The 12,067-nt window shown below is 39.9% G+C and carries 8 protein-coding genes; all 8 read right to left on the bottom strand.

The window, feature by feature from the left end; all coding sequences use genetic code 11:
- Window positions 1–63 precede the first annotated feature (63 nt).
- Window positions 64–417 (bottom strand): hypothetical protein, encoded by a 354-nt coding sequence (locus ACOSVQ_RS06785; protein ID WP_491981773.1) that lies wholly within the window; start codon window positions 415–417, stop codon window positions 64–66.
- Between the two features lie 58 nt (window positions 418–475).
- Window positions 476–2,380 (bottom strand): putative bifunctional diguanylate cyclase/phosphodiesterase, encoded by a 1,905-nt coding sequence (locus tag ACOSVQ_RS06780; protein ID WP_491981771.1) that lies wholly within the window; start codon window positions 2,378–2,380, stop codon window positions 476–478.
- A 329-nt stretch (window positions 2,381–2,709) separates the two neighbouring features.
- Entirely contained in the window at window positions 2,710–4,518 is a 1,809-nt protein-coding gene (locus tag ACOSVQ_RS06775) for a sensor domain-containing protein (RefSeq protein ID WP_491981770.1), read from the bottom strand.
- 113 nt (window positions 4,519–4,631) lie between these two features.
- Window positions 4,632–6,581 (bottom strand): methyl-accepting chemotaxis protein, encoded by a 1,950-nt coding sequence (locus ACOSVQ_RS06770; protein WP_491981769.1) that lies wholly within the window; start codon window positions 6,579–6,581, stop codon window positions 4,632–4,634.
- Window positions 6,582–7,429: 848 nt separating this feature from the next.
- Complete coding sequence (gene astE / locus ACOSVQ_RS06765) at window positions 7,430–8,431, bottom strand: succinylglutamate desuccinylase (RefSeq protein ID WP_491981768.1); 1,002 nt, start codon at window positions 8,429–8,431, stop codon at window positions 7,430–7,432.
- Window positions 8,432–8,448: 17 nt separating this feature from the next.
- Complete coding sequence (gene astB, locus ACOSVQ_RS06760) at window positions 8,449–9,789, bottom strand: N-succinylarginine dihydrolase (protein ID WP_491981767.1); 1,341 nt, start codon at window positions 9,787–9,789, stop codon at window positions 8,449–8,451.
- 158 nt (window positions 9,790–9,947) lie between these two features.
- On the bottom strand, window positions 9,948–11,003 hold the full coding sequence (gene astA / locus ACOSVQ_RS06755) for an arginine N-succinyltransferase (RefSeq protein ID WP_491981766.1): 1,056 nt from the start codon (window positions 11,001–11,003) through the stop codon (window positions 9,948–9,950).
- Between the two features lie 42 nt (window positions 11,004–11,045).
- Window positions 11,046–12,059, bottom strand: a complete 1,014-nt coding sequence (locus ACOSVQ_RS06750) for an arginine N-succinyltransferase (protein ID WP_491981764.1) — start codon at window positions 12,057–12,059, stop codon at window positions 11,046–11,048.
- Window positions 12,060–12,067 lie beyond the last annotated feature (8 nt).

Below are 12,067 nucleotides of genomic sequence, written 5' to 3'. Positions count from 1 at the left end.
CCAATTTGGTTTTGCTCAGTAAGATTGAAGCTGGTTGTACTGTGCTTAGAAATACTTAACCTGTTAAGTGATCCAGAACCCCACTTCTTTTACTTGAGCTTCGATTTCTTTGATGAAGTAACGGGCTAAGAATTCACCTGATACTTTATAGCTGGTCTGTTTCCACACGATTTGAGCAACATCATCATTACGCAGAACAGCCAATATTTCTCTTTCGGGATTCAAAGAGGTAAATAGAGCATTCTCTTCCCAAAGTTGAAGAACGTGGCTTTTATTCTTAGGATCCTGAGCTTCTTGCTCTGTTTGAAAGCGACAAAAAGAATCCCAGTCTTTGCGATTTGACGCATTAATCACCACATCAATCATCGGTAGCGCAATCGCTATAATTTCATCGTCAGTTTTATTGGTAATAGACACATTCGATCTCCGTACTTAGAAATTTCAATACTCTTCATTTTCGATATCAGCTATGAGTCTAAGCTCTCTTTTGTTGATTTTTATGGTGTTCTAATAGCTGGATTGCTTCTTTAAATGAGACGGGTTTACTAAACAAGTAGCCTTGATAAAAGTCGATATTGCTCTGCCCAAGTAATGCGAGTTGATTATTCGTTTCTACACCTTCTGCAATCACTCTTGTGCCTATGGTGTGAGCCATCTTGGTGACGGCAGAAACAATGCTTTCGTCTTTCTCGCAAGAACAAATATCATCAATGTAAGATTTATCAATTTTAATGTAATCAATCTGTAGATTTCGAAGCACTGCGATGGACGAAAAGCCTGTACCAAAGTCATCAACGGAAATCATCACACCAGCATCTTTGGCCTGAATGATACGATGCGTTAGTTTTTCGATATTTGAAATCATCGCCGTTTCCGTTATTTCCAAATGAACATTCGCTGGATTGATAGAGTATCGATTTATCAGGAATTGTAGATAGCGGATGAAGTCATCATCTTCTAACTGGATTACGGAAACGTTAATCGAGATAGAAACCTTAGGATAGGTTTTGTTCATTTCCGCCAGAGCCTCGATAGACATTTTCAAGATCAACTGACCTAATTCGATGATCAATCCATGCTCTTCAGCTACCGATATAAACTCGTCGGGAGAGACTCGTTGACCTTCTAATTCCCAGCGAACCAAAGCTTCGAACGAATGCACTTCTTGAGTGCTGCAACGTACTATGGGTTGGAAATTCATGAAAAAGTTTTCTGCATCGATGGCTGCTTTAAGGTGATAGCGCAGATACTGATTTCTTTGCTGTCCTTCTTGAATCTTTTTATCGAAACAGCAAACTCGAATATTGCTCTTCTTTCCTTGAGTTACGGCTAGATAAGCGTTTCTCATTGCTTGACTGGTCGAGATACTATCATCGCCAAGGTAGTAACCAATGTAATAATCGGGCTTTACGCGGATATTATCGAGTTGAAAGTAAACTGCTAATTGGTCTTTTATGGTACCGATAAGCTCAAGGATTTCCTCCTCAGAGCTTACATTGATAAGCATGATGAACTCATCGTTACCGTAACGAGCTGAACACGTACCGTAGAACTTATCAATGTTCTTGAGTACCTCACCGACCTTTGTAATCACATGGTCGCCGTATTGGTGCCCGTAGTTCTGATTAATGTTGTGCAGTTTTTCGATATCTATATGCACAAAGCCATTTAGGGAGCACTGGTTACTTTTTTTAGCTTTCATCAACGTCACTACTGACATGAAGCTCTTTCGGTTAAGTAAACCGGTCAACATGTCACGCTGTTCCAGCATGGATATCTTTTGATCTTTGGTATAAGCATCGACTTCCAAATCTGATGCAATCGCTTCTACTTTCGCCTGATTATCGATAAGTGAAAAAATGATTCGAGCACTTTTAACGGCGGTAATACATAGGGCAGCACCATAGACTATTCCCATAAACCCAAGACTTTCTAAGCTAGAGTCTCCAGATGTAATGAGAACAAGGCTGTAGGGGAAAACGGTGAGTGAAACATACGCGATGGCGGAGCGAAGATCGCAAGAAAGCAAGGTTACACTACCGCCTGACATACCACAGAAAATAATCAACGTTAGCATAATCTCTTTGGTCGACATGCTCTGATGGAACATATATGGGTAAAAAGCCCATACAGCGCCAGCAATCACGACCCCAACTAAATGCAAGTCCAGCTTATGTTTGTTGTTATTTGAAAAATATAAATGAACAAAGTATCGATATGCAGTCACAGCAGCGAGAATAGCCAACCAAGTTATTTTTGCCTGTTTTGAAGCAGGACCATACATATCACTAATTACTAAAGTACACGCAATCACTATATTTATTGCTAGTAACACAGGAAGATTTGTAGATAAAATCAACAACCGCTGATACTTGTACATCGATAATATTCTCTGAAATTAAGTTATAAGATTTGCAATACTGCAACTCAAGTAAGCACACTTATTTTTATAAGCAAAAGCTAATGTATTCAGTGCTATAGGTAATATGACTCATTCATAAAACATATGTAATGTAACACTCTGTTACGTAATGACAATATAGTATGCGTTATATTTATCATTACGTAATGATGAATTGCGGGATGTTTTGGTCGAAATTTGTACTATTGTAAATCTTGATGGCTTTAGCTTTCGGCGTAGACAAAATCTAAAGGTAATTTTGTCTATTTAAAATTAAATATATTTCAAATGAGACGTTTATTTCTAATTCAAAAAATTTTCATTTCCCCACTAACTATTGGGAATAATTTATTTCCATCGACAGGTTTATAGAAAAAGAAACCTTGAGCATAATCACAGCCAAGAGAGCGCAAATATTCTGTTTGTTCCAGAGTTTCAACGCCTTCAGCGACGACTGATAGACCTAAACTATGCCCCAGTTCAATCATTGATTTTACTATTGCCTGCTCGTGAAGATCTGTTGTGATTCTCTCGATAAAAGAGCGGTCTATTTTCAAAGTATTGACGCTCAATTTGTGCAAATAGGATAGTGAGGAATATCCTGTGCCAAAATCATCAATAGATATACTGAATCCCACGGATTTTAACTGAGAAATAATAGTAATTACTCTATCTGGATCGCTTATTAATAGAGATTCTGTCACCTCGAAGTCTATTTCGTTAGGAGATATTCTTTCGTTGAGAAAAATGGATATTATTTCTTGGTAGAAATTAAAATACTCTATTTGCTGAACAGATAAATTAATAGAAACTCTTCCATTGAATGTTAAATTTTGCTTTTTCCATATATTTAACTGTTTACATACTGCCTTTATTACCCAATTACCGATAGCTGTCATCAGTTTGTATTTTTCGGCGACTGCTATGAATTCGACAGGGCTTATCGCACCTAACTCTGAATCGTACCAACGCAATAGAGCCTCAAGACCATGAATTTCACCCGTCTTAAGATCAACCTTAGGTTGATAAACCAGCTGTAATTGATTGTGTAGAACCGCGAATTCTAGCTTTTGGCTTAATTCAAATTCCCTAGAGTATCTATCACCAATTTCGAGAGTATATGGGCTGTAACAATCACTAGAGTTTTTGGCTTCATACATTGCTAGGTCGGCACGGGAAAAAATTTGAGAGAGTGTTTCTCCATCTTGGGGCCATATAGCAGAGCCAAGACTAGCGCCTAAGTAATGTTCATGATTGTCGACAAGGATAGGAGAGTAAAACGAACTTACAATTTTTTGCGAGAGTATATATGTACTTTCGACGGTAGCACATTTGTGAATTACGAGAAATTCGTCACCACCAACTCTCGAAACGAAGTCGCTTTCTTTTAGCAAACTTCTCAAACGTTCTGCTACTACTTTTAATACCTTATCACCTGAAAGGTGACCATAAATATCATTTATTTTCTTAAATCTATTTAAATCAATGAATATTGCTGAGAAATGATTTTCTCTCATTTGTGGCAATTTGGTTAATTCTCTACCTTTTTCTACAACATAAGCACGATTATATATATTAGTTAAAGTGTCTGTATATGTGAGTTTATTTACCATCATCTCAGCTTCTTTCTGTAGAGTGATGTCTTTTTTTTCTCCCAGATAACATGCAACTTTACCCTCATTATCTATAATCGGAGATATAATTACTTCTTCTACATATTCTTCACCATTTGGGCGTACGTTGAAGAATTCTCCTTTCCATATTTGTTTACGATGTAGAGTTTCATGCATGTTTTTATATGTATCGTTCGAAGTTCTATTCGACTTCAAAATTTTTGGGTTTTTCCCAAGGACCTCTTTTGCGGAGTAACCACTTATTTTTTCAAACTTTTCGTTAACATAAATGATACGTTTTTGGTCATCTGTAATAAGTACTGCATTCGAACTGTGGTTAACTATGGAAAAATAAAGCAAATATTTTTCATCAATAGTCATGGAAGATATATTTCCATGACGAAGTGAGGGTGAATGTAATGAAGGTATTAAGCGTATATTTCCGCGAACAACATCTAATAGTTTCGATTTAAATGGCAAATCAAGATTATTTAAACTAGTCATTTTGTTATTTCCAAGTAAATAAACTACAAAGGAATTATTGACATGTAGGTATAATTATTTATTTGATATGTGTTCACCACTATTAATGAACACATATCTTTGTGCTGAACTTATTACACGTTAAATCTTGTAACGAGCTGGTTAAGTTGGACAGCTAGGCGAGCAATCTCTGAACTTGAACTGCGAGTTTGATTTGATACTACAGAGTTTTCTTCTGCAATACGTTTAACGTTGAAAACATTTTCATTGATGCTTTCTGCAACAGAGCTTTGTTGCTCAGAAGCGCTAGCAATCTGCAAATTCATATCGTTAATCACATTGATTGCGGACGTAATGTTTCCAAGAGCCACCCCAGTATTGCTCGCTCGCTCTACACAGTTCTTCGCTTGTTCTCTACCATTATTCATTACATCAACAGCATTTTGAGTACCCACTTGCAGTTTTTCAATAATGCTTTGGATCTCAGAGGTTGAGCCTTGAGTTTTTCCAGCCAAAGAGCGAACTTCATCAGCGACAACGGCGAAGCCTCGCCCTTGCTCACCAGCTCTTGCCGCTTCTATTGCTGCGTTCAAAGCAAGCAGATTGGTTTGATCTGCGATTCCTTTTATTACCTCGAGTATTGAACTGATATTCAATACTTGCTGCTGTAAATCATTTAGTCTATCTGATGACTCATTCACATTGAGCGATAGTGAGTTAATCGATTGAATAGTTTGCTTAACAACTTCTGCTCCTGATTGTGCTTCTTTATCTGCCTGATTAGCAGCTTCCGCAGCTTTTGCGGCGTTATTGGCGACATCATGAACAGTAGTCGTCATTTCATTCATTGCCGTTGCTACCATCTCAGTTTCGATTTCTTGTTGGGCAATTCCGGCCGTGCTTTGGTCTGTTACCACCGCTAACTCTTCAGAAGCTGATGCCAGTTCATCGCTAGCAGAAGAAATGGTTGAAATCATATTTTTGAGGTTGTTTGCAGTATTTTGTATCGCCTCAAGTAACATGCCAGTCTCATCACGGCTTGAGTGATTAATGCTTACAGTTAAGTCACCCTTAGCCAACTGATTAGCAGCGTCAACAGCTTTATGTATAGGTTTAACAATATTTGCTGTGAGAAAATAAGCGGCAGTTATTCCTATTAGAATAGCTAGTACAGACAGCGCTAACGTAAGTTGTATACTGTTATCAGTGGAGGATTTAAGCTCAGTTCCTAGAACTTTTTGTTCGCTTATAATTGAACTAATTACCTCTTCAACATTAGTCGCGACCATAGGACCGACCGAACGCAAAGTGTCATTCTCGATGCTATTTTTTTCATCTATTAGCTTATGAATTTTTTGCAGTGCAGTTAGATATTGAATATGAGATTCTTTAAATTCACTTTCCAAATTTTTGCTTTGATGGTTTATTTCAGCATTATCAAGGTTAGTAATTGCAATATTTAACTCTTTGTCCATTTTTTCAATGGCACTATCAAAGTCATCACTGTTATTTGTTCTTAAATACTTAGAGGCGAATATTCGACCAGAAAACATTTTATTTTGGATTAGGCTTACGCGATAAATATTATTGCTTTCTTCATCTGAATCCATGGATTTTAAAATATTTTCTATGGTGGCGGTCATTTTTAAACCGCTAGGCGCAAGCTGTTCGTTGGTAATGTTTGCAATCTCTTGTGTCAAGGTTACAACTCTATTGAATGCTTGTTCATATGTCGAAATAAGATCTTCGATTTGCAATATTTTTGATATTTGTTGTTTGTTCTCTATTTCACTTTCGACTCTGTCTATTAGTAACCTCATAGAGCGGAGTGACGCTATAAATTTCTCTTGATCAGTCGTGCTTGCAGTATTGAAGTAGTTAATTACACTAATTCTCATGTTCAACATTTCGGACTGTAGTCTACCGACAGTATTTGTCGAATAAACGAAACCTTGATATTTAGCAATTCCCGAATCAGCTTTTTTAAGCGAGATGACACTAATCGTTAATACGATCGTTAAAATAACTAAAATAGTACTGAAGCCAAATCCTATCTTTTTACCTAAGCCAAGATTATTGAGCATAAAAGATCCTCAATTCGAATATATTTTTATTATTAATAGCCTTACTAGATCTAACTGGCCGTATTGAGAACCTTCAATAAATGGGGAACCCAAAAATTAATAAGAGCATCATACTTTCAGCTTTATCTAATTGACCCATGACGAAAAGCGTGAGCAGGCTAGCATTGTGATAATTAATAGTGCAACCAGTTTTTTATTGATAGGAATGATAGTAAAGCCTTTTGTTGAAAATATTGTCGAAGCACATAAACCTGTAATACAACTTGTAGTTATCTCAATATTCTTTCTAATGTGATTATCATGAACATAAATAATAAATTTAGTTTTATGCATAGAATTAAATTCTGAAAAATCATGCTGTTTATATATTTTTAGAAAATGTGTATCACATATTGTGGTTGATTTTTATACCATATTAATTCAAATGTGAGATATAAGTATGCGATTTTGATGTGTTGTCGGTTGATTGGTGAGTGAAGCTAAATAGTGGAAAACTAAATAATTAGAGTCAAAGCTCTATGTTTTTATTGTTATCTAGTGATTTTTATCTCGAAATTGGACTAACTGTTGAAAGAAATTTGACTTGGTCTTGTGATTTGAAAAGTGAATGAAACGCGGGTGGTTTGAATGCTTTTAAGAAGGGAGTATTTAGTTCATTTTCTGGGGAAGCATTTCATTGCTGACAAGCTTGTAGATTCAACTATCAAGGTTATGTTTCAGAGACTAGCTCCTTCAATAAGCCCTAGATCTTGGTGTTGTGAAATCATCAACACATCTGTTTGGTATTGAACCAAGCGCAATCTATTCAGAACGAACAAATTGCGCTTAATTGAAACTGGTATTGCTTATTAGGCTACCCAGTTATTGAGTGCTGTTTGAGTCAACATCAAACCTGCGCGCAAACCAGGGCGAACGCCGCTGTTCGGGAAAATTAGCCACTCCTGATCTTGTTCTACGCGGTATTCTTTCTCACCGTCTGTTGCGAGTAAGCTTCCTTTTTCGAACGCGGTGAAATTCTGAACGCTTTCGGCAAAATTCAGTTCAAACGCTTCAGTGAGTTTAGTTAACTCTTGGCTGACTTTGTATACGGGCATTTCTGCTGCGCTATTATCAGGACAAGCAGTACCTGTGGTAAGTGAAATTAAGCCTTCTTTGATGCCAACAAACTGAGAGAGATCGTTTTCACCAAATGGCAATGCTTTACCTAGCTCTAAAGTGCAGCTTTGGGCACCGCAAGTTTGGCTGCTGAAATAGCTGAACGTTGCTGCTGGAGCATGGTTTATCACCAGTGCTTCTAAGCCCACATAGCGCAGCCATTCGATCATTTCAGGTTGGTATTTGCCTGACTCTACATAAGGAAGCAGACCGAATCGTACATGGAATGACGGTTTTCTTGCGGTATGTAGGTCGAAGTGAACACGCTGAGTACTCGGTTGCTGTTCAAAGAACTCAATAACTTGCTGTTCAATAAACTGAGCGCGTCTTGTTTCTTCACAAACTTGGTAATTGGCATGTTTACCGCTGAATAGACGGTTCATGTCTACTTCGAGGTAGCGGTCACCTGTGCGCATCGCTTCGAGGTTGCCAAGAATGACTAGCAAGCGAACATTCAAAGAACGTTTATCTGCCAGAAAATCTTGAACCAACTCAGAAACGATCTCGATAGGTGCGGTTTCGTTACCGTGAATGCCTGCAGAGATAACCACACTTTTCGATTGTGGGCTATCTGAGAACGCTAAAGGCTCAAAAGCGATAATACCTTGCGCTGGACAAGTCCAACGCAAAGTCGCAGTTTCACCTGATGACGGGGAAAAGGCTTCCACCGAAAGTGTCTGTTTTAAAAAGTCCATTTCCAATAAATCCTTGCTTAGCGTTGGAATGGGTAGATTGAACCTAGGTTCATGATTTGAGTCAGCTCATCCAACGCAGTGCGGTTTTCAATCAGTAACTGTGGGTCTGCCAAATCAGCTTCCGTCAGACGATCACGGTAGTGCTTGTTCACCCACTGAGTTAAAGAACCATACAGAGCATCGTTCATCAGTGCATTTGGATTCGCTGCGTTAAGCTCTTGTTCGGTAAGAACAACACGTAGACGCAGACAAGCTGGGCCACCACCATTACACATACTTTCGCGTAGGTCGAATACTTTCACTTCGTTAATCGGACCGCCACTTTGCGTTAGCTCAGTGAGGTACGTCCAAACACGTTCGTTCTTACGTGATTCTTCAGGAACCACAATCACCATGCTGCCGTCAGCTTTGGTTAGAAGCTGGCTGTTGAACAGGTAAGTACCTACTGCATCTTGTACCGACACTTTGTTTGTTGGTACTTGAATTGGGGTAAACTCACAGTCAAATTGACCTAGCTTGCGGCGAATTTCGTCAAACACAGGAGCTTGATTGATGAATGCTTCTTGGTGATGGAACAGAACTGGGCCGTTGCTTACTGCGATAACGTCGTTGTGGAATACGCCTTGGTCAATCACATCAGGGTTTTGTTGTAAGAAAACGGTTTGTGACTCGTCTAACTGATGTAGACGAGCTACAGCTTCGCTCGCTTCACGCGTTTGGCGAGCAGGGAAGATCTTAGGTTCAACCTGACCACCAAATGCCTGACGACCATATACAAACACTTCAACACCTTTGTCACCGTAGCTACGGCACAGACGGTTGTGGTTAGCTGCACCTTCGTCACCGAATAACATTTGTTGTGGCAGTGCTGCATGGTGAGCAAAGTGCTTGTTATCTGCAAAAATGGCTTTTAACGCGTTGCTGGTAGTTTGCTCTTCAATTGAACGGTGGAACTTGTTGTTGAGGTTTGCAACAGTGAAATGAACTTTACCATCCGCAGTGTCCGCTGAAGGAGATACGGTTGCCGCGTTTGCAACCCACATTGACGATGCTGAACTGACGTTTGCAAGCAGTTGAGGTGCTTTTTTAGCCGCTTGAGCGATAACTTCTGCATCAGTGCCAGTAAAACCCAAAGTGCGTAGCGTATGAACGCATGGACGCTCTTGTGGAGGAAGCACACCTTGTTTGAAACCTGAATCTGCAAGGTTTTTCATCTTTGCTAAACCTTGGAGAGCAGCCAGTTTCGGGTTTGCTACCGCATTTTTGTTTGAAGTAGACGCAACGTTACCAAACGAAAGGCCTGCGTAGTTGTGCGTTAAACCTACAAGACCGTCAAAGTTAACTTCATAAGCTGACATAATTTTAGACTCCTATCTGCCTACTCTTTGGCAGAGTATGCGAGGTAAATAGTTGGGCAGGGTACGTTGTTATTGTTTGTTTACCCTTACAACTCAATATCAGTATTTGCATTAGTCTGATGGTGAGCCGAGAGGGTATTTCTGCCATGAATATTCAATTACTCGGTTTGAGAAAGCTCTTGGCGATGCTCTTCTTTTGCAAATAGAGGTGCAACTCGAATCAAGTCACCATTCGCCACATTCAAGATTTCAGCTTGTGCTGGAGACAGAGTGATTTCTGTTGCAGTACAAGGCTGGCGACCAATGATTGCGCGGTAGTTGCGGTAATCTAGGTTTCCGACCAGCAGCGTAGAGTGAGTCTCACGATAAGTGTCTGAAATCAGAACTTTACGAGTTTCGCTCTCACGAACGATACGTAAATCTTTGGTGTATGCTTCCAGAGTTGGACCTGCATCGAAAATATCGATGTAGCCTTCGTAACGCATACCTTCACTTTCTAAGATCTTACGTGCTGGAAGTGTGTTTTCGTGCACTTCTGCAATGACTGCTTTCGCTTCTTCAGTCAAGAAATCTACATACATCGGGTGCTTAGGCATTAGCTCTGCGATAAAGGCCTTTTGTCCAATACCTGTTAAATAGTCTGCTTCACTGAAATCGATGGAGAAGAAGTGACGACCCAAGCTTTCCCAGAATGGCGAGTTACCATTTTCATCAGACACACCGCGCATCTCTGCGATCAATTTGTCTGCAAATTTGTCTTCAAAGGTAGACATAAATAGCATGCGACTTTTCGACAGCAAGTGACCATTTTTGTTTTTGCGGTAATCAGGGTCTAAGAACAGCGTGCATAGTTCGCTGTAGCCTGTATGGTCATTGCTTAGGAAAAGCGTTGGCATTTGGGTATACACGTTAAGCTCCTTTGACGCATGTACCAAAGTGCCAACTCGGAAATCATACCAAGGTTCTGTTAGACCAATCGCAACTTCAACGCCACTGATACCAACAACTTCTTTGCTTTCCGAATCTTCTAATACGAATAGATAGCCTTGATCGTGAATAGGGGCTTTGCCTTCCCATGTTTCGATCATACGCTCAATACGTGCTGCCAATCGCGCTTCATTGTTTGGTAGAGAAGTAAAACCGACACCGGTTTTAGTCGCTAGTTTCAATAGAGCTTGCTTGTCATCCCTAGTTACTGGGCGAATTACCATCATAGTTTAAATTCCTTGTTATTTTTCCTGAAAAGAGAGAAGAGACTACAGAGCTAAGAACCACACCTTCTGGTGCGCACTTAATCCCACTTCTTCCATCAATTCTTTAGTAATGATCAGTTGATCCTCTGTGTGGTGACCAGTGGCGATAAACGCACAGAAGCCTTTGGCTCCTTGGTAACCAACCAAATATTGCTTAGTGTCAGCGTGAAGAGGTTCACCGACCACTGACCCGGTTTTCATATTTAGACAGATAGGCAACGCATTGTGCGGAGCTGTCAAAATTGGGCCAGAATCGAAGATTTCCACATACTTATCTGGCTCAAAACCTTGGTCATTTAAGAGCTGATATTGAAGCTCAGCATCTTGATGAACTTGACCCATTACCGCTTGTGCCTCTTCATCAATCAGAGGTACATAAAGCGGATAATGTGGCATCAGTTCTGCGACAAACGCTTTGTCGCGGGTGCCGTTGTAATATTCGACTTGGTTGTAATCCATGCCGAAAAACTTGCGGCCGACGTGTTCCCAAAAAGGAGCACGGCCATTGGTGTCTGCAATACCTGGGAGCACAGCCATCCATTCATTCGCGAATCGATTAGAAAACGCGTTCATGAACATTAGACGTCCTAGCGTAATTAGTGCTGGAGATAAGGTGCTGCGCTGCGAAGGATCAATGTAAAAAGAGCACAGTTGAGAGTGGTCACTTAAATCGTGATTCAGCGTGAGTGCATGAATGCGACTGTGAACATTTAACTCTCGCGAGGAGTGGATAATGATGTCATTGCGGAACGAATAGAACGCTTGACGATATCCTGCTAAAGCGTTGATGGCTCCTGTGCCCAACAAATGCCCGGAGCTCGTATCTTCCAACACAAAGAAGTAAGACTCTTCCCCCGGGCAGAATACGTCCTGCTCGAATGAGTAAATTGACTGTTCAATCTTTTGCAACAGGTGATCGCGTTTAGCCGGTAATGTGCACACCATTGGCCCACTATCTACCGCAAGTCGTTCAATGTTACTTAAGTCAGTCAGTTTTACAGGACGTAATACAATCATGGTATTAA

It is taken from the genome of Vibrio sp. HM8-C (assembly GCF_058630515.1).
This window is presented reverse-complemented; position numbering and strand designations above follow the sequence as displayed.